Here is a 24,135-nt window from a genome sequence, read left to right as displayed (position 1 = left end):
CATCCCCCTCAGTTGTCGTTTTGCAGTTTGCGCTTGCGTCGTTCGTCTATCGCTATGATCTTCTCGACAGATGCGATGTCATCGCCGGTAACGACCGGAACGGGATCGGCGGCGATCGCCTCGAGCACTTCTTTGGACAAGCCCCCATTGCGGATGACCCATTCCAGCGTTTCGCGCGTCTGCCGCTCGGCCCTTAGTTGCGCGTAGAGCGCGACAATCAGCCGATCTCGAGCATCCATCTGCCCGCTTTTGCGATCGATTTTTCGGATGTGTGCCACCTGATGACCCGCCCGCGTCTGCAACGAAGGGATTCAACACATTGAAGGCAAAAAAGTTCCAGACAATCACGCTTGGGGCTCGCCGTCAGTGTTTGGCAGGAGCGGTCGGGATCGTGGATCCGGTTGCGGAAACTGGGTCACTTGCCGGAAACGTACCTTCCAGCCCTTCGTCCAGTTGCTCCTCCATGGCGCTCTGATCGCCAGCTGTCCTCGCGCTCGGTCGCGTCGCCATGCGCCCCGGGGCGCCGTTGCCGGTCTCCGCTGCAGCCATTTCCAACATAACCGCCTTGGCCCGTTCGATCGCGTTGATCGAGTTGATGGATTGCTTCTCGTCGTTGCGCAGTTGAACCGAGACGACCTCTCCACCGTCACCAACGAATTCAATTATGAAGCCGAGCTTGCCGCCCTTTTCCGGGATGACCTGTGTGCCGACAACCTGCATGACACTCTCCTTCAGCTCTTGCATCGAGGAGAACGGAAGCCACACCTGAATGTTCCGAGTTCTTGCGCGGCGTAATGGGCAAAAAAAAGCCACCGCTTGCACGATGGCCGAGATACGAAGGTCAAAAACCTCCAGAGGGAACAGTTGCCCATCGACCGGGAGGAATGGCCGACATGCACGAGCAACCATAACTAATATGCGGGTTTGGGGCCGCGTGCTCAATCAACCAGGCACTGAAATTCTTCAGACGCGGAAATCGTCTTTCCATCGTTTCGAGAAAACGCGCGATATTCTACCCACTGCCAAGCCGGCAGATATAGCTCCGCTTGGTATGTCAGGACGGGGACTGGCCGGCAGGTCCGGTCGATTCGCGCAGGATCAGTTCGACGGGCCACAACTCGTGAATCTCAAGCGGCGACCGCCCAGACAGCAGCTGCAGCACAAGATCTGCGCATCGCGTTCCGGCCGCGCGCATCGAAGACCGCGTCGCCGAAAGCGACGGGACCATGTTATCCGCCGTGAGATACGGGAAGACGTCGTCGTGAGCGATGACCGAGACGTCCCGGCCAATCTGAAGCCCCAGCGACCGGGCCGCGCGATAGACGCCGAGCGCCGTCATCATGGATCCGGCGACGAAGGCCGTTGGCGGGTTGGGCTGTTCGAGGAAGGAGCGCGCAAAACGGAAGCCAAGCTCGTCGGTGAAGTTCCCGCTCGCCATCAGCTGTGGATCAGGCTCAATGCCATGAATTTGTAGGGCCTTGCGGAAGCCGGTCTCCCGGTGAAGAGCGTAGGTCGCCCCCGGGCGACCGTTGATCATGGCAATTCGCCGATGACCGAGATCGATCAGATGCGACGTCGCGCGCTGGATCGCGGCTTCGTTGTCGATATCTAGCCAGGCGTGGGGCACGTCGATGGCTGACCGACCATGAACAAGGAACGGCATACCGAGTTCGTGGAGAAGCGCGATGCGCTCGTCATTGGGTTTGGGCGAGTGCACGATAATCGCGTCGACACGCCTGCTCTCCACAAGCCGGCGGTAGAGTTGCATCTCGTCGTCCTGATTCGGATCCGCCATCGGTATAACGAGAATGTCGGTCTCTTCCGCGACCAGCCGCTCGGCCATGCCGGCCATGAATTCCGCGAAGTGAAATTCGCCGGCCCGCCCCATTACCACACCAATCGCGCCCGCGCGCCCGGTCTTCAGCCGGACGGCGTTGACGTTCGGGCTGTAGCCGAGCCTGGCAGCAGCTTCCTCGACACGTGCCCGCGTCGTCTCGCTCACCTCGGGGTAACCACTCAGCGCACGACTGACTGTCGTTGGCGACAGTCCGACCTGTTTCGCGAACTCTTTAAGCTTCATGCAACATTGCGTCTTTCGTGCTGGTATGTCTGGCTGGTTCCCGCCAAGCGTTATCTTTCTTATGGCCTAAGCATAGCAGCTTACAAAGAACCAAACCGTTTTCAATTTTAGATATTCCCGAGCAACGCTTTTCGATCTTTTCCCACAACCCAATTGAGCAGCATCTGTATGATTTTGCTTTGTTATCAATATGTGATCATGGTTGTGCGACTTTGACATGAGTGCCCGCTTGACTCAATATCGACCTTCTGACAGTTTTTTCCAGCCAAACCGTTTTCAATTTTTCCAATGTTTGGTTCTTTTGGGAGGAAGATATGAAGTTTCGTTTCACAGCGGTCGCCGTCGCGGCCGCGCTGATCGGCGTCGCACAGCCCTCGTTCGCCGCAAATATCAGCATTTCAGCAAGCTCAACTGGCAAGAACCTCGACCTGTTCCGCAAGCAGCTCGACGAGTTCGAGAAGGAAACCGGCAACAAGGTCAGCATCGTGACCATGCCGTCGTCTTCGACGGAGCAGTTCTCGCAGTATCGCCTGTGGCTAGCCGCCGGCAACAAAGACGTCGACGTCTATCAGACCGACGTCATCTGGGCGCCGCAGCTCGCCGACCAGTTCGTCGACCTGAAGGATGCGGCAAAGGATGTCGTCGGCGATTTCTTCCCGTCGATCATCGCCTCGCAGACCGTGAACGGCCGCCTCGTCGCCATGCCGCTCTACACCGATGCGCCGGCGCTTTTCTACCGCAAGGACCTGCTCGAGAAGTACGGCAAGCAGCCGCCGAAGACCTGGGACGAAATGGCGGCGACCGCCAAGGAAATCCAGGAAAAGGAGCGCGCCGCCGGCCAGAAGGATCTTTGGGGTTACGTGTTCCAGGGCAATGCCTATGAAGGTCTGACCTGCAACGCGCTCGAATGGGTGAAGTCATCGGGTGGCGGCCAGATCATCGAAGCCGACGGCACGATCTCCATCAACAATGAAAACGCAGCAGCAGCGCTTGACCGCGCCAAGGGCTGGGTTGGAACGATCTCTCCAGGCGGCGTGCTCGCCTACCAGGAAGAAGAGTCCCGCGGCGTCTGGCAGACCGGCAATGCCGTCTTCATGCGCAACTGGCCTTATGCCTATGCGCTCGGCAATGGCGGTGACAGCGCCGTCAAGGGCAAGTTCGACGTGACGACGCTTCCGGTCGCCAAGGAAGGCGACACGCCATCCTCGACGCTCGGCGGCTGGAACCTCGCCGTCTCCAAGTACTCCGAGAACCCGGATGTCGCAATCGCGCTCGTCAAGTTCCTGACCTCCAAGGAACGCCAGAAGCAGCGCGCCATCGAACTCTCCAACCTGCCGACACTGTCTGCGCTCTACGACGACAAGGACATCGCTGCCGCGGCACCCTTCATGCCGAACTGGAAGCCGATCTTCCAGAACGCCGTTCCGCGTCCGTCGGCATCCGCCAAGGTCAAGTACAACGAGGTCTCCTCGAAGTTCTGGACCGCCGTTCACAACTCGCTTTCGGGTAACGGCACCTCCGCAGAAAACCTCGAGCTTCTCGAGGCCGACCTGACGACGCTGAAGGGCGAGAACTGGTAACCGACGGCATCGGCAGCGGCGGGCATTCGCCGCTGCCCTTCCCCGAAGCCGCCATCGTCAAATCGCCTCAAGAAGCGGGTACCTCATGACTGAAGCCGCAGTTTCCTCAAGCGTCGGATCGCGAGCGCGCGCCGTCAATACCTCGTCGGACTTGCGCTCCGAGCGCATCCGTTCCGCCTGGATATTCCTGGCTCCCACCCTGTTCATCCTGGCCGTCGTTGCCGGATGGCCGCTTTTCAGAACGATCTATTTCAGCTTCACGAACGCATCGCTCACCAATCTCGGCGGCGCTGAATTCGTCGGCTTCAAGAACTATCTCTCGTGGGTCACGCTGAAGAGTGGCCGCACGGTCTACAACGGCCTGCTCGCCGACCCGAACTGGTGGAAAGCGGTCTGGAACACGATGAAGTTTGCGCTTCTGTCGGTGACCATCGAGACCATCCTCGGCCTCATCGTCGCTCTGGTGCTGAACGCGAATTTCCCCGGCCGCGGCATCGTGCGCGCCGCCATCCTTATTCCCTGGGCGATTCCGACCATCGTTTCCGCCAAGATGTGGGCCTGGATGCTCAACGACCAGTTCGGCATCCTCAATGACATCCTGCTCGGCGCGGGCCTGATCACCCAGAAGATCGCCTGGACCGCCAATCCGGAGACGGCGATGATCGCCGTTCTGATCGTCGACGTCTGGAAGACCACGCCCTTCATGGCACTTCTGATCCTTGCCGGCCTGCAGATGGTCCCCGCCGATATCTACGAGGCGGCCAAGATCGATGGCATCAATCCGATCAAGGTGTTCTGGCGCCTGACCCTGCCGCTGGTCCGCCCAGCCATCATGGTCGCCGTGATCTTCCGCATGCTCGACGCCCTGCGCATCTTCGACCTGATTTACGTGCTGACGCCGAACAATGCGCAGACAAAGACCATGTCGGTCATGGCGCGCGAGAACCTCTTCGACTTCGACAAGTTCGCCTACGGAGCAACGGCCTCGACGGTGCTCTTCCTGATCATCGCGACGATCACCGTGCTCTACATGTGGCTCGGTCGCGTCAAACTCGGTGGGAGCGAACGCTGATGCTGCTGACCCTGACCAAGAACACGCTCTTCTACCTGCTCGTCACCGTTATCGTCATCATCGCTGTCTTCCCGTTCTACTATGCGATCCTGACGAGCTTCAAAGCCGGCACGGCCCTCTTCGAGGTCAATTACTGGCCAACCTCGATCTCGCTCACCAACTACACGACAGTCCTGACCACGGGCAGCTTCATCCGCAGCCTCGGCAACTCGCTGCTCGTCGCCATCCTCGTTGTCGCCGCCTCCCTGCTGCTCGCCGTCACCGCATCCTATGCGCTTGCCCGCGTCAATTTCCGCGGTCGCGCGCTGCTGATGCTGACGATCCTGTCGGTCTCGATGTTCCCGCAGATCGCCGTACTCGCCGGCCTGTTCGAGCTGATCCGCTGGATCGGCATCTTCAACACGCCGTTCGCGCTGATCTTCTCCTACATGATCTTTACCCTGCCCTTCACGGTCTGGGTTCTGACCACCTTCATGCGCGATCTGCCCATTGAAATCGAGGAAGCGGCGATCGTCGATGGCGCCTCGCCGTGGGTCATCATCACCCAGGTTTTCATGCCGCTGATGTGGCCGGCACTGGTCACAACCGGCCTGCTTGCCTTCATTACGGCCTGGAACGAATTCCTCTTCGCCCTAACATTCACCTCATCGGACGCTCAGCGAACGGTGCCGGTTGCCATCGCCCTGCTTTCGGGCGGCAGCCAGTTCGAAATCCCGTGGGGCAACATCATGGCAGCATCCGTCATCGTTACGGTCCCTGTCGTTGTCCTGGTCCTGATATTCCAGCGGCGCATCATTTCCGGCCTGACTGCCGGCGGCGTCAAAGGTTGAAGAAAGCACGATATGGCACAGATTCGACTCGACAATGTAAGAAAGAGCTTCGGTGCGCTTGAAGTCATCAAGGGGGTCTCGCTCGATATCCGCAAGGGCGAGTTCATGGTCTTCGTCGGCCCGTCCGGCTGCGGCAAGTCCACGCTGCTGCGGCTGATCTCCGGGCTGGAAGACATCAGCTCGGGTACGCTTTCCTTCGATGGCGAGGCGGTCAACCGCTACGCACCGTCGAAGCGCGGCATCGCCATGGTGTTCCAATCCTATGCGCTCTATCCGCATATGACCGTGTTCGAGAACATGGCCTTCGGCATGAAGCTGTCAGGACGCACGAAGGAAGAATGCAAGGCTCGTGTCGAGCAGGCCGCCGGCATGCTGCAGCTGTCGCCCTATCTCGAACGCCTGCCGCGCCAGCTGTCGGGCGGCCAGCGCCAGCGTGTCGCGATCGGCCGCGCCATCGTCCGCGATCCCAAGGTCTTCCTCTTCGACGAGCCACTGTCGAACCTTGATGCGGCGCTGCGCGTCGCGACGCGCCTGGAGATCGCCAAGCTTCACCGCAGCATGCACGGCACGACGATGATCTACGTCACCCACGACCAGGTCGAGGCAATGACGCTCGCAGACCGTATCTGCGTTCTGCGTGACGGCGTCGTCGAGCAGGTCGGCACGCCGCTCGAACTCTACGAGACGCCGAATTCCGTTTTCGTCGCCGGCTTCATCGGTTCACCGAAAATGAACTTCCTGACCGGTGAGTTCTCGGCGCCCTACAATGCCCACACCATCGGCGTCCGCGCCGAGCATATGGAGATCGTTCAGCAGGACGCCGCCTGGAGCGGCACCGTCATTCATTCCGAAATTCTCGGCTCGGACAGCTTCGTCTATCTCGACATCGGCACATCGGAGCCGCTTGTCGTTCGCGAGACCGGCGTATCGAGCCATCAACCCGGCCAGAAACTGGGCGTCGCCCCGGTTCAGGGCTCGGTCCACCGTTTCGACCAATCCGGACGCGCGCTCGAAAGAATATCCCTCAAGGGCGCGGCCTGACATCTACCCAAAACCACAGGATCCGCCTCGCCTCCCATCGAGGTCGATCCACCATCCGCATGAAGGAGCAAGACCTTGCCTATTCGCACCATTGTCTGGGGTGAAAACATCCATGAAAACACCAACGAGATCGTTCGGGGCATTTACCCCGAAGGCATGCACACCACCATCGCCAACGCGCTGAACTCCGATCCGGCGATCCAGGCGACCACGGCAACGCTGCAGGAGCCCGAGCACGGCCTGACAGAAGCGCGCCTTGCCGAAACCGATGTCCTCACCTGGTGGGGTCACAAGGACCACGGCGCGGTCTCCGACGTCGTCGTCGAGCGTGTCGCCAAGCGCGTCTGGGAAGGCATGGGCCTGCTGGTCCTGCACTCCGGCCACTTCTCGAAGATCTTCAAGCGCCTGATGGGCACGCCCTGCGCGCTGAAGTGGCGCGAAGCCGGCGAGCGCGAGCGTCTGTGGACGATCAACCCGCGTCACCCGATCGCAGCCGGCATCGATGAAAACTTCGTCCTCGAAAACGAGGAAATGTACGGCGAGCAGTTCTCCGTGCCGGAGCCGCTGGAAACCGTCTTCATCTCCTGGTTCCAGGGTGGCGAAGTCTTCCGTTCGGGCCTCACCTGGCGCCGCGGCGCCGGCAACATTTTCTACTTCCGCCCCGGCCATGAGACCTATCCGACCTATCATGATGCCAACGTCCAGAAGGTACTCATCAACGGCGTGAAATGGGCATATAACCCGCAAGGCGATCTGAAGAGCATCACCGACGCACCGAATGTTCCGGTCGAAAAGGCTCTCGAGCCGATCGTCGAACGCGGCCCGCGTCTGCACCAGGCCGGCGAAGCCGGTTACCGCTGAGGAGCACACACATGCGTCTACTCGTTCTTGGTACCGGCTCGATGGCCAGAAACCAGGTTGCCAACTTCCTCGCCATTGATGGCGTGGAGGTTGTCGGCGCCGTCGATACTGATCCGGCGCGCCTTGCCGAATTTGCCGATCACTTCCATATCCAGAATCGCTTCCTCTCCCTCGAAGAAGCGATCGCATGGGGTGAATTCGACGCGGCGACCAACGTCACGCCGGATCGCATCCACCACGCGACCAGTCTTGCGCTGATCGCAGCTGGCAAGCATGTCTTCTGCGAAAAGCCGCTGGCCGAGCACTACGACCACGCGTTGGAGATGACGGAGGCAGCGGAAGCTGCCGGCGTCATCAATATGGTCAACCTCACTTATCGCAACGTCGCGCCTCTGCAGCGCGCCCGCGAAATGGTGCTGGCTGGTGAGCTCGGCACCATCCGCCACGTCGAGGCCTCCTACCTGCAGAGCTGGCTGGTCTCGCGCGCCTGGGGTGACTGGCGCACGGAATCGCGCTGGCTGTGGCGCCTGTCGACCGGTCACGGCTCGAACGGCGTGCTCGGCGACGTCGGCATCCACATCCTCGACTTCGCCGCTTACGGCGCGGCGACAGATATCGACCACGTCTTTGCCCGCCTGAAGACCTTCAACAAGGCTCCCGGCGGCCAGATCGGCGAATATCTGCTCGATGCCAACGACAGCTTCACCATGTCGGTGGATTTCACCAACGGTGCGCTCGGCGTCATCCATGCGACCCGCTGGGCGACCGGCCATCTCAACGAACTGAAGCTTCGCATCTATGGCGAAAAGGGCAGCCTCGAGGTCATCCATCGCCCTGATGGTTCCGAGCTGCGCGGCTGCTTCGGAGAGGATATCGAGACCGCCACCTGGCGCGACATCGAGGTCCCGGCTGTGCTGACGAACTACCAGCGCTTTGCCGAAGCCGTCCGTACCGGCAAGCAGGACGACCCGACCTTCCGTCACGCCGCAAACCTGCAGAAGGTCCTCGACCTTGCGATCGTGTCGGAGAAAGAGCGGCGGGAGCTCAATCTGCTGGAGGCCTCCGAACAGGATAGCCCGGCAGACAAGCGGATACCGCCGCTGACCATCGTGGTCTGATACGAGTACCAGTCAGAAAGAATAAAGGCCCGCTCATGCGGGCCTTTAGACCGCCGATAAAGCCGTCAACTCGATTGATTTTCTGGAAGGGCGAAATACCCATCGCCGTCATATCGGCCTCGTGCCGTTATCCAGCGCGATCAAGTCCTTGATCGCGAAAGACTCTTTTGCCGCGCAGACGCGCGGCGAGCTGAATTCCGGCTCAAGGCCGGAATGACAGAGAAGCTAAGGATCTCAAACAACAAGAGGTTTGTCAGTAGTCCGAGGCCCGCTAACGCGGGCCTTTATAATTTCAAACTACCGAAGACGATCCGCCAGCAGGCTGATCGAAGCAGCGTCGGCATTGGCAAAGGCGAGCCTGAGATAATGCTCCTGACCTTCCCCGAAATAGCTTCCCGGCAGGCACACGACACCGGCCTCCTTCGCCAGACGCTCTGCGACAGCGGCTGAGCTGAGCTCCGCGAACGGATGGCGGATGAACGCGAAATAGGCGCCAAGCGCACCGATCTCCCAGCCGGGCAACCCTGATATCACCGCCCGCAATGCATCCGCACGGCGCGCGATCTCCAGGCGGTTTTCCGCCTGCCAGTCGACAAGGATCGGCATCGCCGCGGCAACGGCGACCTGGGCTGCGCGTGGCGCGCAGATCTGCATGTTGTCCATGACCTTGGCGATCTCGGCAACGACGTTGGCGCCAGCCGTGATCGCACCAAGGCGATGGCCCGGAATGCAGAAGGATTTCGAGAAGCTGTAGAGCAGGATCAGCGTGTCTTCCCAGCCCGGAATCGTCAGCAGCGGATGCGGAGCACCGTAACCATCAGGAAGGAAGTCGCGGTAGGTCTCGTCGACGATCAGCCACGCCCCATGCTTGCGGCAGAGGCTGAACAGCTCAAGCAGCAATTCGGGCGGATAGACCGCGCCAGTCGGATTGTTCGGCGTCACCACCGCGAGCACCTTGGCGCCGCCCTGCAGCGCCTTCTCGGCCGATTGAACCTCCGGCAGAAAGCCGTTCTCCGCGTCGCATTCGACCAGAACCCGCTTGATGCCAAGCATCGACAGCGTCGTCTCCTGATTGAAGTAAAACGGATTGGTCAGCGCAACCGTATCACCTGACCCGGCGAGCGCGATTGCCGCCGACATGAATGCCTGGTTGCAGCCCGCGGTTATGTGGATGTTGCCTGCGGAAACGGACGCCCCATAGACCTCCGACATATGCCGGGCATAAGCGTCTCTCAGCACGGCCTCGCCCTCGATCGGACCGTAGCCCGTCGTCTTCGGCGACGATGCCGCCTCGCCAAGCAGCCGCAGCATCTCGGGATGCGCTGGATAGCCGGGTACGGCCTGCGAGAGATCGACCAGCGGCCCCTTGCCGCCCCTGTATTCTCGAGCCCAGGCAAGAACCGAGGGAATGGGTGGCGGAGACAGGCGGGAAACGAGCGGATTGGCGAAGGCAGACATGCAACTCTCTTCTCGAATGAAAGTGAACCCTCACTCCTGCATGGAATGGCCTTCCTCGGCAACATGCATTGAAGAATGCCGCACAGGCACCATCAGGAGCCGCAGCAGGCCTTGAGCTTCGAGACCTTCGGGACCTCGATATGCCGGTTGGCAACGATCGAGATCACACCATCGGCTTTCAGTTTCGACATCTGGCGGGAAACCGTCTCGATCGTCAGCCCCAGGAAGTCTGCAATGTCGGCTCGCGACAGCGGCAGATCGAACTGGCGCTTTTCGCCGACGGCCTCGGGATCGAGATGCGTCGCAATCAGGAGCAGGAAGCTCGCAACCTTTTCCGCCGCCGTCTTGCGCCCGAGCGTCACCATCCAGTCGCGCGCTTCATCCAGCTCGCGCAGCGTCTGCGCCATCAGCCGTTCGGCGAGCGCAGGGTTGCTCTTGACCATGCGCTCCAGCGCGGCCTTCGGGATGCGACAGAGGTTGACGTCGGAAGCTGCCTCCACCGACACGGCATTCTCATCCGCATTCAGCCGGCCAAGAAGATCCGGCGCGAACTGCAGGCCGACGATCTGCTGGCGGCCGTCTTCCAGCGTCTTGGTGAGCTTCACGACGCCACGAATGACAGTGGCATAGGATTCGGCCGGCATCTTCTCGCCGGCAAGCTCATCGCCGGATTCGTGATTGACCAGGCGCGTATGCGCTGACAGCGCCAGCAATTCGTCGGCGCTGAGCGCGCCGCACATGCCCTTGTGACGAACCTCACAACTCATGCAACGTACTGGTATGTTTGAATTATGTATGTCTTTGCGCATCAAATCAGCTCCGCGCAAAAGCATAGACTACAGCCACAGCGGGAGAACAGCATTTTCTTGATCGAGATCAAAGTGTCGCCGTTCGGGGCCGGTTATGGCTTCCCCAAAAGGACACGCCATGAACGCCGAACTCATCGCCCGCTACGCCGCTCCCGTGCCACGCTACACCAGCTACCCAACGGCTCCGCACTTCCATGACGGCGTCGACGAAGCCGTCTATCGGGAATGGCTCGGCCAGCAGGCGGATGGATCGCTGTCGCTCTACCTGCACATCCCGTTCTGCGATCGGCTCTGCTTCTACTGCGGCTGCCATACCAAGCAGGTGCGTCGCTATGATCCGATCGCTGCCTATCTCGTGGCTCTCAACAAGGAGATCGAGCTGGTCGCCGAGAGCCTGCCGGCGAGGAGCAAGGTCAGTGCCATCCATTTCGGCGGCGGTTCACCGACGATCGTCAGCCCGCAAGATCTGCAGAGATTGCGCGACACGTTGGATCGGCATTTCGACGTGGCTCACAATGCCGAGATCAGCGTCGAAATCGACCCGACGCATGTGGACGCCGAACGCCTGCAGGCGTGGAGATCCTTCGGGATCACGCGGGCAAGTGTCGGCGTGCAGGACTTCGAACCGATCGTGCAGGCCGCCATCAACCGCCCGCAAAGCTTCGCGGAGACGGCTGAGGTTGTGACGACGCTGCGAGACCTTGGTGTCGCCTCGATCAATCTCGACCTTGTCTACGGCCTGCCGCACCAGGACAAGGCGATGCTGCTGCGGACGATCGAGCAATGCCTGTTGATGGCTCCCGACCGGATTGCGATGTTCGGGTATGCCCATGTTCCCTGGATGAAGAAGCATCAGTCGCAGATCGATGCCGCGACGTTGGCGGGTCCGGCCGAACGTTTCGAAATGGCAGCAATTGGTGCCGAATCCATAGTTGCCGCAGGCTATCTCCCCGTTGGCATCGATCATTTCGCAAAGCCCGGCGACTGCATGGCACAGAAGCTCTCCGACGGCACGCTTCGACGCAATTTCCAGGGCTACACCGCCGACGACGCCGATACGCTGATCGGCTTTGGTGCCTCCTCGATCGGCCAACTGCCGCAAGGCTACGTGCAGAACATCACCGCGACGGGACAATATTGCCGGACGATCTCTGATGGACATCTGGCCGTTGCCCGCGGCTTTGCGCTGTCAGAGAGCGACCGCGCCGCCGCGTCCGCGATCGAGGACCTGATGTGCCGCTACGCCTTCTCCGTTACCGATCTGCGCTCACGCTTCGGTCGCGCTGCCGACGCGGTCTGCACCGATGCCATGCGGGCGCATCTCTTCAACGAGGACCACCTGACGACGTTCGACGGCAACACCTTCGCAGTCACGCCGCAAGGCCGTCCCTTCGTGCGCGCAATCGCCGCAAAGTTCGACCGTTACCTCAATCAGGGACACGCCAAACATTCCGTAGCCGTTTGATCCAGATCAAGTCTAGCCGCGGAGAATCTTCCTATGACTCGCCGCGACACCAAATTGCCGCAGCCCTTGATTGCCGATTGCCCATCAAACCGACCCAGTTATAGTAATTTCAGAAATTTCTGAAATCACAGACATAACGGAAAACCAAGATGAACCTCCCACCGCTTGTTCAATCCTTCGTTCTGCACTTTGGTGAAATGGGCTCGCGCTGGGGTATCAACCGCACGGTCGGCCAGATCTACGCGCTGCTCTACGTATCCCCTTCGCCGCTCTGCGCCGAAGAAATCGCCGATTCCCTCGGCATTTCCCGTTCGAATGTCTCGATGAGCCTGCGCGAACTGCAGACCTGGAACCTTGTCCTGCTCAAGCACAAGCCGGATGACCGGCGAGACTTCTTCACCACGCCGGATGATGTCTGGCAAATCCTGCGGACATTGGCGGAAGAGCGCAAGAAGCGCGAGGTCGATCCCACTCTTTCGGTCCTTCGCGAAATCCTGATGCAGCGCCCCGCAAGCGAAGCCGAACGCCATGCCCAGGAGCGCATGAGCGAGATGCACGCGCTGATCGAGCAGCTAACGCATTGGTATGAAGACGTAAAACAACTTGAAACCGAGCGGCTTGCAACGTTACTCTCTCTAGGTGCGAAAGTGACGAAGCTGTTGGAGGCCAAGGACCGAGTTGTTTCGCTCGGCCGCAGCCGCCGGCCCAATCCTGCGAACAAGAGTTAGCGCTATGGGGAGTGCTTACTTAGACGCAAATGGAAAGCAGGCTTTCGGCAAGCCGGAAAAACCTGTGCCCAGGCATGGCGGGCTTCGAAAAGCGGCAGCCGTCCAGACGCTCGCATCGCTCCTCTGGATTCCGCAGGCGGCAATTCTCGCCATCGCGGTCGGCCGTATCGCTGACGGTGGCGGCTTCAACGACATCTTCTGGCTTGCTGTCTGTATCGCGCTGCTCGGACTAGCGAAAAGCTGTCTCGAGGCGGCTGGCGGCCGCATGGCATTTCGCGCAGCCCGCGCCGAACTGACGGCGCGGCGAAAACTTGCCATCGCAGCCCTCGCCCGGCGCTCGCCGATCGACAGCACAAGGCCGAGCTCCGGCGAAGCCGCAAGCATCATCGGCGAACAGGCCGAAATGATCGCTCCCTATCTCTCGCGCTTTCAGCCGGCACGCTTCAAGGCGAGTGCCGTGCCATCAGTCATCCTTGCCTGCGTCTTTCCGATCTCCTGGATCGCGGCTCTCATTCTCCTCTTTGCCATGCCGCTGATTCCCGTCTTCATGGCGCTGATCGGCTGGCGCGCGCAGGCAGCCAGCGAGAAGCAGCTGGCCGCGACCGGAGGCCTCAACGGCTTCCTGCTCGATCGCCTGCGCGGGATGGCGACGATCCGTTCGCTTGGCGCCGTCGATGCGACCGCGACCAGGCTTAGAGCCGACGCGGAGTCGCTAAAAGCTCGCACCATGGCCGTCTTGAAGATCGCCTTCCTGTCGTCAGCCGTTCTGGAACTCTTCGCCGCGCTCGGCGTCGCACTGGTTGCCGTCTACGTCGGTTTCTCCCTGCTTGGCGAAATCCGTTTCGGCGCCTGGACAAGCGGCCTCGACCTGACGAGCGGTCTCTTCGTCTTGCTGCTGGCGCCTGCTTTCTTCGAGCCACTGCGTGAACTCTCGGCGGTCTGGCATGATCGCGCCGCCGGCGAAGCGGCGATAAATGCAATCGATGGGCTGAGCGCGGATGGCCTGCAATTGCCTGTTGCTGCCGATTCTCCCGCAAACGAAACGGCTGGCGCCATTCGCCTCGAAAATGCCGGCTTCCACTACAGCAAGGAAAGCAACGCCGCCATCGACGACTTCAATCTGAGCATCCATCCCGGCGAGCATGTTGCATTGCTCGGCGCCAGCGGCTCGGGCAAGTCGACGTTGCTTGCCCTGATCGCAGGCCACGCAGCCTGCGAAACTGGCAGCGTCACCATCGACGGACAGCCCGCAAACCCTTGCGTTGCAACCGGCATCGCCTGGATTGGCCAGAAGCCGCACATATTTGCGGGCACTGTTGCCGGCAACATTTCGCTCGGCCGCCCGGGTGTTTCCACGCAAGCTGTGGCACAAGCCCTCGATCTCGCAAAGCTCAGGCGGTTCGCCCGCAGCCATACTCGCCGTCCGCTTGGCGACAGTGGCATAGGTGTGTCCGGCGGCGAAGCGCTGCGCCTCGCCATCGCCCGCGCCGCTTGCAATCCCGAAGCCTTTATTGTGCTTGCTGACGAGCCGACAGCGCACCTCGACACTGAGACCGCAAACGAGATCACGGAAAGCCTGCTTGCGCTTGCCAAGGGGCGCACGCTCGTCGTCGCAACCCATGATCCACGCCTCGCCGCCCGCATGGATCGAACGATCGTCCTTGATCCCGAAAGTGCGCGGGAGGCCGCCGAATGAGTGCATCGCTTTCCAACCTCAAGCCGATCGTAAAGCTTTTCTTGGCGGAACGCCGTCGTGGCCTGCTCCTCGGTGCTGCCCTTTCCGCAACCACGGTGTCGGCAGGAATTGCCCTGCTCGGCCTCTCCGGTTGGTTCATCACGGCAGCCGGCATCGCCGGACTTTCGGCAGCAACGGTCGCGACCTTCGACGTCTTCATGCCGTCGGCAGGCATTCGCCTGCTCGCGCTCGGTCGGACGGCTTCGCGCTACGGAGAGCGGTTGACCACTCATGACGCAACGCTGAGCGTGCTCGCCGCCCTGCGCGAGCGCCTGTTTCGTGGATGGGCGGCACCCGGCGCCGCACGCGAGCTCTCACGCCGGCCAGCCCGCCTGCTCTTCCGGCTGACCGGCGACATCGATGCGCTCGATTCCCTATACCTGCGTGTCCTGGTTCCGGCAGCCGTTGCCGTTGTCGCAGCACTTGCGGCCTGCGTGGCCCTTGGCCTTATGAACCCGTTCTTTGGGCTAGCTGCAGGTACCGCGCTGCTCGTCGCAGGTCTCGGCATCCCGCTACTTGCTGGGCGCCGGGCAATAAAACATGCCCGCCGCCGAACTTACGGGATCGAGGCCATTCGCGCCCGCACCATTGATCTCGTCGCCGGACAAACGGATTTGCTGATGGCCGGACGCCTCGTTGCCCAACGCGTGGCAATTGCCGATGCAGACAGCTACGCCGCCAATGCCGACGATCGCCTGAACCGCATCGAAGCCGGCGTCACATTCGGGTTTGGCCTGACAACCACCGCTCTGCTCGCCGGTTCGCTTCTGGCCGTCGCAGCGCTTGCGGAAGCGGGCACCATCAGCCCGCCGGTCGCCGCCCTTGCTGTACTGATCACCTTCGCGGCGATCGAACCTTTCGGCGCCCTCCGCCGCGGAGCGATGGAACTTGGCCGCACGCTTCTTGCCGCGCGCCGCATTGCACCTCGTCTGTCGGCTGATGAAGATCAACACCCCAACGTTGCGTCGCAGCCCGGATTTGCGTTTCGCCTGCAGAAGGTGAGCGCCGGCTATCACATGGAAACGCCCGTGCTTCACTGCGTCGATCTCGATCTGATGGCCGGTGAAAAGTTGGCGCTCGTCGGCACCAGCGGAGCAGGAAAATCGACGCTGCTTGCGCTCCTTGCTGCCGAAATGCGCGCCAGCCAAGGAAGCGTCGAATGCTTCGCCGCCACACTGCTCACGCAGCGCACCGAGCTTTTCCGGGACAGTCTCCGCGGCAATCTCCAGCTAGCAAATCCTGATGCAAGGGACGCTGCCTTGCACGAGGCGCTCGCTGCGGCCGGCCTCCTTCACGATGTCACCGCACTACCGCGCGGCCTCGACACCCAACTCGGCGAAGGGGGCATGGGGCTCTCGGGCGGTCAGTCGCGCCGCCTTGCTCTTGCCCGCCTGTTCCTTCGCGACACGCCGCTCTGGCTGCTGGACGAGCCGACGGAGGGCCTCGACGGCGCAACCGCGCGCGACGTCATGACCCGCCTGGCTGACAAGGCGGAGGGACGCTCGCTCGTCATTGCCACGCATATCCGTCGCGAAGCCGCAATAGCTGATGTCATCGCCGTCATGGAGGATGGGCGCATCACAGAAGTTTCACGCCGTGGAGAGGCGGCGTTCGAAAAGGCTTTGAACCGGCTGAGACCGGACTGAGCCAACCCGCATGACCGCCCGGCAATCCGGCCTGGCGGAAACTCTTCATACCCCGTGGGGCCGTGGGAGAAAGACAATGGAACTAGACATAGTTGCGCTATCGCGCTTCCAATTTGCGCTGACCGCGCTTTACCACTTTTTATTCGTGCCTTTGACGCTCGGGCTCTCCGTGCTGCTCGCCATCATGGAAACCGTCTATGTCATGACGGGTCGCCACATCTGGCGTCAGATGACGAAGTTCTGGGGCGTACTCTTCGGCATCAATTTCGCCATCGGCGTCGCCACCGGCATCGTCATGGAATTCCAGTTCGGCATGAACTGGAGCTACTACAGCTATTATGTAGGCGACATCTTCGGCGCGCCTCTGGCCATCGAAGGGCTGATGGCCTTCTTCCTCGAGGCGACCTTCGTCGGTCTGTTCTTCTTCGGATGGGACAAGCTTTCCAAGGTCGGTCACCTGGTGGCGACATGGTGTGTGGCTCTGGGTTCCAACTTCTCGGCCCTCTGGATCCTCGTCGCCAACGGCTGGATGCAGAACCCGGTCGGTTCGGCACTGAACCCGCAGACGATGCGCATGGAGGTGACCAGCTTCTTCGACGTGGTTTTCAACCCGGTTGCCCAGGCGAAGTTCGTCCACACGGTTTCGGCCGGCTATGTCTGCGCGTCGATCTTCGTGCTCGGCGTCTCGGCCTGGTACCTCTTGAAGGGACGGCACATCGAGATCGCCAAGCGGTCCATGACGGTTGCCGCGTCCTTCGGCCTTGCCTCGGCGCTGTCGGTCGTCGTCCTCGGTGACGAAAGCGGCTATCTCGCCACTGAAAACCAGAAGATGAAGCTCGCCGCGATCGAAGCCATGTGGAAGACGGAACCGGCGCCCGCCGCCTTCACCGCCTTCGGCTTCCCCGATCAGGAAGCGCGCGAGACACACTTTGCCGTCCACATTCCCTGGGTCATGGGCCTCATCGGCACGCGCTCGCTGACTACCGAGATCCCGGGCATCGACAAGCTCGAGCAGCAGGCGGAGGTCCGCATCCGCGAGGGTATCAAGGCCTACGACGCGCTGATGCAGATCCGCGCTTCGGCAACGCCGGACGGTATCGCACCGCAGATCCGCTCGTCCTTCGAAGACCTCGGGCATCAGCTCGGCTACGGGCTGCTCCTGAAGCGCTACGTCGACGATCCCCGCCAGGCAACCGATGCACAGATCGCCCAGGCCGCGCGCGACACCATTCCGCATGTGCCGACGCTCTTCTGGTCGTTCCGCATCATGGTCGGGCTCGGCATGTTCTTCATCGTCCTGACGGCGACCTTCTTCTGGCTCTCGGCACGGCGCCACTTGGACAAGTACCCTCTCCTGCTTAAGATTGCCGTCTTCGCCATCCCGCTTCCATGGATCGCCATCGAAGCCGGCTGGATCGTTGCCGAAATCGGACGCCAGCCATGGGTTATCGAAGGCGTGCTGCCGACAGCAATGGCGGTGTCGAGCCTCGGCGCAAGCACCGTACTGATGACAATCATCGGCTTTGCCGTCCTTTATACCGCGCTGATTATCGTCGAGATGACGCTGATGATCCGCGCCATCCAGAAGGGACCGGCGCCGGACGACGAGCCGGAAGCCGAGCTGATTTCCGAAACCCTCGTTCCCGCGGCGGAGTGATCCATCATGATCCTGCACGAACTCATAGACTACGACATCCTGCGCTTGATCTGGTGGCTGCTCCTCGGCGTGCTGCTGATCGGCTTCGCGGCGACCGACGGCTTCGACCTCGGCGTCGGCACGCTGCTCCCCTTCGTCGCCAAGACGGACACGGAACGCCGTGTCGCCATCAATACGATCGGCCCTGTATGGGAAGGAAACCAGGTCTGGCTGATCCTCGGCGGCGGCGCCATCTTCGCCGCGTGGCCGCCGCTCTACGCCGTGTCGTTCTCGGGCTTCTATCTTGCGATGTTCGCGATCCTGATGGCGCTCATCCTGCGTCCCGTCGCCTTCAAGTACCGCTCGAAGCGCGAAAGCGCCCGCTGGCGGAGCAATTGGGACATTGCGCTGTTCATCGGCGGCTTCGTACCGTCGCTGATCTTCGGCGTCGCCGTCGGCAACGTGCTGCAGGGTGTGCCTTTCCGCTTCGATCCGGCTGATATGCGTATCTTCTACGAAGGAACGTTCTTCGGTCTGTTGAACCCCTATGCGCTGCTTTGCGGGTTGCTGTCCGTCGCGATGCTGGTTCTCCACGGCGCCGCCTGGCTGGTCCTCAAGGCAAGCGGTCCGGTCGCCGAACGAGCAAGAAGCTACGGCAGCCTTGCCGCGCTCGCCGTGCTCGTCCTCTTCGCCCTTGGCGGGATCTTCCTCGCAATTGGGGTGAGCGGTTACAGCATCACGAGCGAGATCAACCCGACCGGCCCATCGAACCCGCTCTTCAAGACGGCAACACATGACGGTTCGTGGCTCGCCAACTACAGCACCTACTCATGGATGCTGATTGCACCGATCCTCGGCTTTGCCGGGGCGGCTGCGGCCTTGGTTGCCCTGCGGGCGAAATGGGAGGTTGCGGCCCTGCTCTTCAGCAAGCTGTCGATCTTCGGCATCATTTCCACCGTCGGCCTCTCGATGTTCCCGTTCATCCTGCCCTCGTCGCTCGAGCCGAACTCGAGTCTGACGGTATGGGATGCATCGTCGAGCCATTCCACTCTGTTCACGATGCTCGTCGTCACGGTGATCTTCCTGCCGATCATTTTGGCCTACACCGCCTGGGTCTACAAAGTCCTCTGGGGCAAGGTCGACGAGAAGACTGTCACTGACAAGAGCGGCCACGCCTACTGAAGGAGAAAGACGATGTGGTATTTCGCATGGATCCTCGGCCTGCCTCTGGCCGCCGCCTTCGCCGTCCTCAATGCCATGTGGTATGAGCTGATGGACGACGAAGCAAAGAAGCGAAAGCAGTAGCGCTTAGCTCTTACCGGACAAAACAAGGGGACACGCCCTCTCAGGCGTGTCCCCTTTGCGTTATGCGGTACAGATGCATAGGCTCAGTAGCTGGCCTCGACAAAAATTCGGGCCAGCGCCTCGACACCAGCCTGATCCTCGGCGTCGAAACGAGACGGCGTCGGGCTGTCGAGATCGATGACCCCAAGAATTTTGCCGTCGTGATGAAGCGGCACGACAAGCTCCGAGCGCGACGCTGCGTCACAGGCGATATGCCCGGGAAAGGCATGCACATCCTCAACCAGGATAGAAGCGCCCTTCTCGACGGCAGTTCCGCAAACACCTTTTCCGACAGCAATGCGAACACACGCCGTCTTGCCCTGAAACGGCCCGAGAACCAGCTCGCTGTCCGACTTCAAAAAGTAGAAGCCTGCCCAGTTCAGATCCGGCAGCGCTTGGAAGATAAGAGCCGACGTATTCGCTGCATTGGCGATCGTATCACGTTCACCATGCAGCAGGCCGTTCAGCTGCTGGCAAAGCTCCCTGTAGAAATCGGTCTTGTTAGTGGCGTTGATGGTAGCGGCTTGAAACATTTTCGGTCGTCGCTTCTGTTGGCGTCAGGCGGATTGATATAGTCACGCTCGTCCCGATTGCCAAACGCAATCGCAATGAGCAAGACATCATGGCTGTCACCACTCAGTGATAGTTGTTGCCAACGATCTTGTCCGTCGCTGATCCGACTCTATGTAGTGGATTGTCGCGACCTATTGCTGATCGCGAGCGAAATCGGCCGGCAGCTGCGGTCTGCGCGCACGGCGATATCGGGCGACGGCACAGAAAATGCCTGCCGCCCCTCATTGTTAGGGCATTCCGATGAGCGGAGCAGCTATCTCGATCGGAGGCTGCGCAAAGGTCATGAAACCGCTTCGGCTAGGCAGATAGTTCCATTGATTTCAAGCAGAGGTAAGGACAATGACACCGGAAGACAGACGGGCGGTCTTTAGCCACCGCCAGATTGCGGCAATTATTGAAGGCATCATGCAGGACGACGGCAGCGAAGCGCCGATCACCGGAAAATCACTTGGCGAGGCGATCCTCTTCGTGTCGGAGGAAGCGTCAACCAGCGCATCCAGCGCCCATGTCATTTATGGCGACAACGGTTCACTTAGCTATACCGACTGCCTGAGCGTTTATCGCGACTACGGCGCAGCCCTCCGCCAGACGCCGAATTAAAGAACGGTTCCGGGCGCTGCCAGCGCCCGGAACCTCCGCTTGAGCAGAAGGATGCAGTCGATATGGCGAAACGAAGTGCAGGCCTGCTGATCTATCGCCTCCACGATGGCGGCTACGAAGTTCTCCTGGTCCATCCAGGAGGACCTTATTGGGCAAAAAAGGATATCGGCGCCTGGTCGATTCCGAAGGGGCTTGTCGATGAGGGCGAAGATGAACTCGACGCGGCCCGGCGTGAAGCGCGCGAAGAGCTGGGCTTCGAGGTCGAAGGCAGCTTCCATCATCTCGGGGAATATAAGCAACCCGGCGGCAAGATCGTTGTTGCCTGGGCGGTCGAGGCCGATATCGACCTGGCCGCAACTGCCAGCAATCGCTTTCAGATGGAGTGGCCGCCGCGTTCCGGCGTGCTCGTCGAGTTTCCCGAGGTGGATCGAGCCGAATGGTTCACGTTGGCGGAGGCTGAGCGCAAGATCCTGAAAGGCCAGCACCCCCTGCTCGTGGATTTTCTTCGGCGCAGATCGCAGACTCCCCTGGAGGCCGTGCAAGCTGATGCGTGACGATGCCTGCGATTGTGCATGGCAGCTATTCGCAATCGGCGCTCGCTTTGTCGGTGACGGTCCGTAAAACTTCGGAAACACTCCTCCGGACGATTCTCGATCATGACAGCCCCTATCTCGCCGCTGCGCGGTGTCCTCGTCGCGTTTGGCGCCTATGCCGTTTTTGCCTTCAGCGACGCGTCGATCAAAATCCTGCACGGCAGCGTTCCCGCCTATCAGATCGCCTTCATCGGCGCGCTGTTCGGCTGTGCCGCACTGCCTTTCATCAGGGGCAAGGATGATTCCTGGCTCGATATCGTCAGGAGTACGAACCGCAGCCTTTGGCTGGCCAGATTCGTCTGTGGCGCGGTAGGTGCAATCGCCTCGATCATTACATTCACCAAACTGCCGATGGCGGAAGCCTTCTGCTTGCTGTTCCTGCTCCCGTCATTCGTGACCATCCTATCGGTCATCTTTCTCGGGGAAGACGTGAGGTGGCAGCGCTGGGCTGCAGTTATCGTCGGCTTCATCGGTGTTCTGGTCGTCCTGCGTCCGGGCTTCCGCGAACTGTCTTCCGGCCATCTTGCCGCTGCGATCGGGGGCCTGGCAGCGGCAATCTCAATCGTCATCATGCGAAAGATGGGACCGGCCGAGAAGCGCCTCTCGCTTTATGGCGCCGCGCTGCTCGGGACGCTTGCCGTCAGCGGCATCCTGATGCTTTCTGAGATGGTCGTTCCAACCCCGCGTCAGTGGCTGTTCATCGCGAGCTACGGTCTGCTTGGCGCGGCCGGCAACGTGCTGCTGATGACGGCGGCCCGCCTCGCCCCGGCAAATCTGGTCGCCCCTCCCCAGTACAGCCAGATGCTATGGGCAATCGCTTTCGGCTATCTGATCTTCGACGACACCATCGACCTTCCAATGGCCGCAGGGATCGTTCTCATCATCTGTTCCGGCCTGCTGACTCTCGCTCGTGAACGGAAGCGTGGCACGCCACTGCCGCGGGCCGTCGTCTCGACAGACAACCAGGCACCGCTTGCAACTGCGGCCGACGAGGGCGGCGATGTAGGGCAGCAAGCGCAAACAGGCTCGCACGTCATTCCGTGATGACGACAAAAAGAAACCGCCTCGGCCGATGGCAGAGGCGGTTCTTTATTTCAGAGTCCGGCCAAGTCGCAAAAGTCAGCGACGCAGGACCGGGCAGCCTCGAACGTTGCCGAAGCTGATTTCATCCGCACCACGGCGCGTCCAGCCTTCGACAATCACCCGGCGGGGCGTGACGTCGACAACGCGTGCTCGACGGAAGCCGTAATCGCGCGCGATGTCCTCGGCAAGCCGCGGGTCACAGCCACGTGGGCGCGGCGGCGGACGACCATAGTCCGGCGGTGGTGGGCGGTAATAGCCGGGAGGCGGTGGCGGGCGCCCCGAACCGATATAAACGTCTACCTGAGCGGAAGCGGGTGCAACTGCCCCGACGACAGTGCCGGCAGCGAGCAGCGTCGCAAATCCCGCCTTGGCCAGAAATTGCATCATTGAAAGTTCTCCATCAGGGTGCGGCGGAGCCGACCCCCATTCGATATTCCCTTGCCGGTCAGGTCCTGCCTTCCCGGATCTGCGCATTCATATGCGATTCGCACAAAGCAGGCTGAAAATGGCGTCGCCAAGGCAAGCTCGCGGCACCATTGTGGACTGTACCGATTAGCGGCGAATCAGCGGGCAACCACGAACATTGGCGAAAGCAATCTGGTCCCAGCCGCGATAGTTGCGTCCGGAAACGACGATGCGGCGCGGCGTAACATTGGTGACGCGCGCAGCGCGCAGGCCGGTCCAGCGTGCCTTCTGAACAGCCTGCACAGGCGAGCAGCCCTGGACGGGACGGTATGGGGCATTCGCAGCCGGTCCATGTCGCCAATCCGACGCAGAGGCCGTGGGCGCGGTAAGCGGAATTGAGGCCAACGCGATAAGGGCGGCAAACGAGATCTTGGCAACGAAATGGCTCATGATGCTACTCTCCAAACGATTTACTGCATCTCCCGTCAGGGATTGACGTGACCATAACCATCTGAAAATGAATGATCTTCGAACCGCTCGTTCAGTTCCAGTTCAGCCGCCGAGATGCAGCACGACCTCACGCCGATGCGGCCGGTCACGATGCTCGAACAGGTAGATTCCCTGCCACGTACCGAGCGCCAGCCGCCCCCCGACGACAGGAATGCCGATGGAAACCTGCGTCAGCGCAGCCTTGATGTGAGCAGGCATGTCATCCGGCCCCTCGGTCGTATGAACGATCCAGCGCATCGAAGCATCGGAAGCCGGGGGCACCAGTCGGCGGAAGAACGCGTTGAGGTCCGTGCGGACGTCCGGGTCCGCGTTCTCCTGAATAAGGAGCGAACATGATGTGTGGCGCACGAACACCGTCAGCAGGCCCTCGCCCGCGCCAGTCGCCCGGACGAAAGACGCCACTTCAGCAGTAAATTCGTAAAGGCCTTGGCCCGTGGTGGAAATGCTGACGATCTTCTGAGGCATGCACGAGGTCCCGCTTGCGTGTCTTGCTGCACACGTGCCGTTCGACTGACCTCATGTCAATGCCGCCTCTCCCGCAGCCTAGAGCTGGAGAAATGGCACGAAACCACCAAAAATCATCCGTTTGCCGTCAAAGATCGACTTCCACTCATCGCCCTGCAGGCGTGAATCCGCCATTACCTTGGCCATGATGTCGTCTCGCTCCTGGCGCGAACCGTAGACAACCCAGGAGAACACCACGACTTCATCGTCAGTCGCCTGCACCGCGCGCGGAAACGACGTCAGCTCTCCATAAGGCACATCATCGGCAATGCACTCCACATATTCCATGGCACCATAAGACTTCCAAACCGCGCCGGTGGTGGCGGAAAAGGCCTTGTAGGCCTCGATATTCTTCTGCGGCACGGCCACGACAAACCCATCGACATAGGACATGTTTAATCTCCCTTGCGTTGTTTCGCGTCCCAAGGACGAATGGAGGTGGACTGGGCCGACACCTCACCTTC

General features: G+C 60.9%; 27 protein-coding genes. 16 read left to right on the top strand and 11 right to left on the bottom strand.

Annotation, left to right across the window (positions count from 1 at the left end; genetic code table 11):
• Positions 1–8: 8 nt before the first annotated feature.
• The 4 genes from JNB88_RS17420 to JNB88_RS34620 form a co-directional block, all read right to left on the bottom strand.
• Positions 9–239 (bottom strand): hypothetical protein, encoded by a 231-nt coding sequence (locus JNB88_RS17420; RefSeq protein ID WP_222858048.1) that lies wholly within the window; start codon positions 237–239, stop codon positions 9–11.
• 124 nt (positions 240–363) lie between these two features.
• On the bottom strand, positions 364–720 hold the full coding sequence (locus JNB88_RS17415) for a hypothetical protein (protein ID WP_220356525.1): 357 nt from the start codon (positions 718–720) through the stop codon (positions 364–366).
• 334 nt (positions 721–1,054) lie between these two features.
• On the bottom strand, positions 1,055–2,080 hold the full coding sequence (locus tag JNB88_RS17410) for a substrate-binding domain-containing protein (protein WP_220356524.1): 1,026 nt from the start codon (positions 2,078–2,080) through the stop codon (positions 1,055–1,057).
• 196 nt (positions 2,081–2,276) lie between these two features.
• Positions 2,277–2,477 (bottom strand): hypothetical protein, encoded by a 201-nt coding sequence (locus tag JNB88_RS34620; RefSeq protein WP_420832193.1) that lies wholly within the window; start codon positions 2,475–2,477, stop codon positions 2,277–2,279.
• On the opposite strand from JNB88_RS34620, the gene JNB88_RS17405 reads away from it, so the two are divergent.
• The 6 genes from JNB88_RS17405 to JNB88_RS17380 all read left to right on the top strand — a co-directional run bounded on the left by JNB88_RS17405 (position 2,395) and on the right by JNB88_RS17380 (position 8,582).
• The gene (locus JNB88_RS17405; RefSeq protein ID WP_220356523.1) at positions 2,395–3,660 is read left to right on the top strand and encodes an ABC transporter substrate-binding protein; all 1,266 of its coding nucleotides are present in this window, start codon (positions 2,395–2,397) and stop codon (positions 3,658–3,660) included. The two genes, JNB88_RS34620 and JNB88_RS17405, sit on opposite strands and share 83 nt — an antisense overlap.
• Positions 3,661–3,745: 85 nt before the next feature.
• Positions 3,746–4,732: a carbohydrate ABC transporter permease gene (locus tag JNB88_RS17400; RefSeq protein WP_220356522.1), complete on the top strand. Its 987-nt coding sequence runs from the start codon at positions 3,746–3,748 to the stop codon at positions 4,730–4,732.
• Positions 4,732–5,562: a carbohydrate ABC transporter permease gene (locus JNB88_RS17395; RefSeq protein WP_088691881.1), complete on the top strand. Its 831-nt coding sequence runs from the start codon at positions 4,732–4,734 to the stop codon at positions 5,560–5,562. Before JNB88_RS17400 ends, JNB88_RS17395 begins: the two co-directional genes overlap by 1 nt.
• Before the next feature lie 12 nt (positions 5,563–5,574).
• Positions 5,575–6,603: an ABC transporter ATP-binding protein gene (locus JNB88_RS17390; RefSeq protein WP_220356521.1), complete on the top strand. Its 1,029-nt coding sequence runs from the start codon at positions 5,575–5,577 to the stop codon at positions 6,601–6,603.
• A 75-nt stretch (positions 6,604–6,678) separates the two neighbouring features.
• Positions 6,679–7,464, top strand: coding sequence for a ThuA domain-containing protein (locus JNB88_RS17385; protein ID WP_220356520.1), 786 nt, complete (start codon positions 6,679–6,681; stop codon positions 7,462–7,464).
• Positions 7,465–7,475: 11 nt separating this feature from the next.
• On the top strand, positions 7,476–8,582 hold the full coding sequence (locus tag JNB88_RS17380; RefSeq protein WP_220356519.1) for a Gfo/Idh/MocA family protein: 1,107 nt from the start codon (positions 7,476–7,478) through the stop codon (positions 8,580–8,582).
• Positions 8,583–8,879: 297 nt separating this feature from the next.
• Here the strand turns inward: JNB88_RS17380 and JNB88_RS17375 are convergent, their stop codons facing one another.
• Together JNB88_RS17375 and JNB88_RS17370 are read right to left on the bottom strand one after the other, a co-directional pair.
• Positions 8,880–10,040, bottom strand: coding sequence for an aminotransferase (locus tag JNB88_RS17375; RefSeq protein ID WP_220356518.1), 1,161 nt, complete (start codon positions 10,038–10,040; stop codon positions 8,880–8,882).
• 92 nt (positions 10,041–10,132) lie between these two features.
• On the bottom strand, positions 10,133–10,780 hold the full coding sequence (locus JNB88_RS17370; RefSeq protein ID WP_276572935.1) for a Crp/Fnr family transcriptional regulator: 648 nt from the start codon (positions 10,778–10,780) through the stop codon (positions 10,133–10,135).
• 187 nt (positions 10,781–10,967) lie between these two features.
• On the opposite strand from JNB88_RS17370, the gene hemN reads away from it, so the two are divergent.
• The 7 genes from hemN (at position 10,968) to cydX (ending at position 19,364) form a co-directional block, all read left to right on the top strand.
• Positions 10,968–12,314, top strand: a complete 1,347-nt coding sequence (gene hemN / locus JNB88_RS17365; RefSeq protein WP_220356516.1) for an oxygen-independent coproporphyrinogen III oxidase — start codon at positions 10,968–10,970, stop codon at positions 12,312–12,314.
• A 149-nt stretch (positions 12,315–12,463) separates the two neighbouring features.
• Complete coding sequence (locus JNB88_RS17360; RefSeq protein WP_220356515.1) at positions 12,464–13,042, top strand: GbsR/MarR family transcriptional regulator; 579 nt, start codon at positions 12,464–12,466, stop codon at positions 13,040–13,042.
• A 4-nt stretch (positions 13,043–13,046) separates the two neighbouring features.
• Positions 13,047–14,738 (top strand): thiol reductant ABC exporter subunit CydD, encoded by a 1,692-nt coding sequence (cydD, locus tag JNB88_RS17355; protein ID WP_220356514.1) that lies wholly within the window; start codon positions 13,047–13,049, stop codon positions 14,736–14,738.
• Positions 14,735–16,423, top strand: coding sequence for a thiol reductant ABC exporter subunit CydC (gene cydC / locus JNB88_RS17350; RefSeq protein ID WP_220356513.1), 1,689 nt, complete (start codon positions 14,735–14,737; stop codon positions 16,421–16,423). The genes cydD and cydC overlap by 4 nt, the downstream gene beginning before the upstream one ends.
• A 76-nt stretch (positions 16,424–16,499) precedes the next feature.
• Positions 16,500–18,080: a cytochrome ubiquinol oxidase subunit I gene (locus JNB88_RS17345; protein WP_037132909.1), complete on the top strand. Its 1,581-nt coding sequence runs from the start codon at positions 16,500–16,502 to the stop codon at positions 18,078–18,080.
• A gap of 6 nt (positions 18,081–18,086) precedes the next feature.
• A complete protein-coding gene (gene cydB, locus JNB88_RS17340) occupies positions 18,087–19,241 on the top strand; it encodes a cytochrome d ubiquinol oxidase subunit II (protein WP_220356512.1) in 1,155 nt (384 codons plus the stop codon).
• 12 nt (positions 19,242–19,253) lie between these two features.
• Positions 19,254–19,364: a cytochrome bd-I oxidase subunit CydX gene (gene cydX / locus JNB88_RS17335; RefSeq protein ID WP_007790147.1), complete on the top strand. Its 111-nt coding sequence runs from the start codon at positions 19,254–19,256 to the stop codon at positions 19,362–19,364.
• A gap of 83 nt (positions 19,365–19,447) precedes the next feature.
• Here the strand turns inward: cydX and JNB88_RS17330 are convergent, their stop codons facing one another.
• The gene (locus tag JNB88_RS17330) at positions 19,448–19,936 is read right to left on the bottom strand and encodes a GAF domain-containing protein (protein ID WP_220356511.1); all 489 of its coding nucleotides are present in this window, start codon (positions 19,934–19,936) and stop codon (positions 19,448–19,450) included.
• A gap of 379 nt (positions 19,937–20,315) precedes the next feature.
• On the opposite strand from JNB88_RS17330, the gene JNB88_RS17325 reads away from it, so the two are divergent.
• From JNB88_RS17325 to JNB88_RS17315, 3 genes are all read left to right on the top strand, one after another.
• Positions 20,316–20,576 (top strand): hypothetical protein, encoded by a 261-nt coding sequence (locus tag JNB88_RS17325; protein WP_037132903.1) that lies wholly within the window; start codon positions 20,316–20,318, stop codon positions 20,574–20,576.
• 62 nt (positions 20,577–20,638) lie between these two features.
• Positions 20,639–21,130: an NUDIX hydrolase gene (locus JNB88_RS17320; protein ID WP_220356510.1), complete on the top strand. Its 492-nt coding sequence runs from the start codon at positions 20,639–20,641 to the stop codon at positions 21,128–21,130.
• Between the two features lie 102 nt (positions 21,131–21,232).
• A complete protein-coding gene (locus JNB88_RS17315; protein WP_220356509.1) occupies positions 21,233–22,213 on the top strand; it encodes a DMT family transporter in 981 nt (326 codons plus the stop codon).
• 75 nt (positions 22,214–22,288) lie between these two features.
• Here JNB88_RS17315 and JNB88_RS17310 read toward each other — a convergent pair whose 3' ends face one another.
• The 4 genes from JNB88_RS17310 to JNB88_RS17295 form a co-directional block, all read right to left on the bottom strand.
• Entirely contained in the window at positions 22,289–22,639 is a 351-nt protein-coding gene (locus JNB88_RS17310; protein WP_220356508.1) for a hypothetical protein, read from the bottom strand.
• A 165-nt stretch (positions 22,640–22,804) separates the two neighbouring features.
• Positions 22,805–23,107, bottom strand: coding sequence for a hypothetical protein (locus tag JNB88_RS17305; RefSeq protein WP_220356507.1), 303 nt, complete (start codon positions 23,105–23,107; stop codon positions 22,805–22,807).
• A gap of 102 nt (positions 23,108–23,209) precedes the next feature.
• The gene (locus tag JNB88_RS17300) at positions 23,210–23,632 is read right to left on the bottom strand and encodes a secondary thiamine-phosphate synthase enzyme YjbQ (RefSeq protein WP_220356506.1); all 423 of its coding nucleotides are present in this window, start codon (positions 23,630–23,632) and stop codon (positions 23,210–23,212) included.
• 78 nt (positions 23,633–23,710) lie between these two features.
• The gene (locus JNB88_RS17295) at positions 23,711–24,064 is read right to left on the bottom strand and encodes a DUF1428 domain-containing protein (RefSeq protein WP_220356505.1); all 354 of its coding nucleotides are present in this window, start codon (positions 24,062–24,064) and stop codon (positions 23,711–23,713) included.
• Between the last annotated feature and the right edge of the window lie 71 nt (positions 24,065–24,135).

Source organism: Rhizobium cauense, assembly GCF_019511525.1.
GTDB classification, from domain to species: domain Bacteria; phylum Pseudomonadota; class Alphaproteobacteria; order Rhizobiales; family Rhizobiaceae; genus Rhizobium; species Rhizobium cauense.
This window is presented reverse-complemented; position numbering and strand designations above follow the sequence as displayed.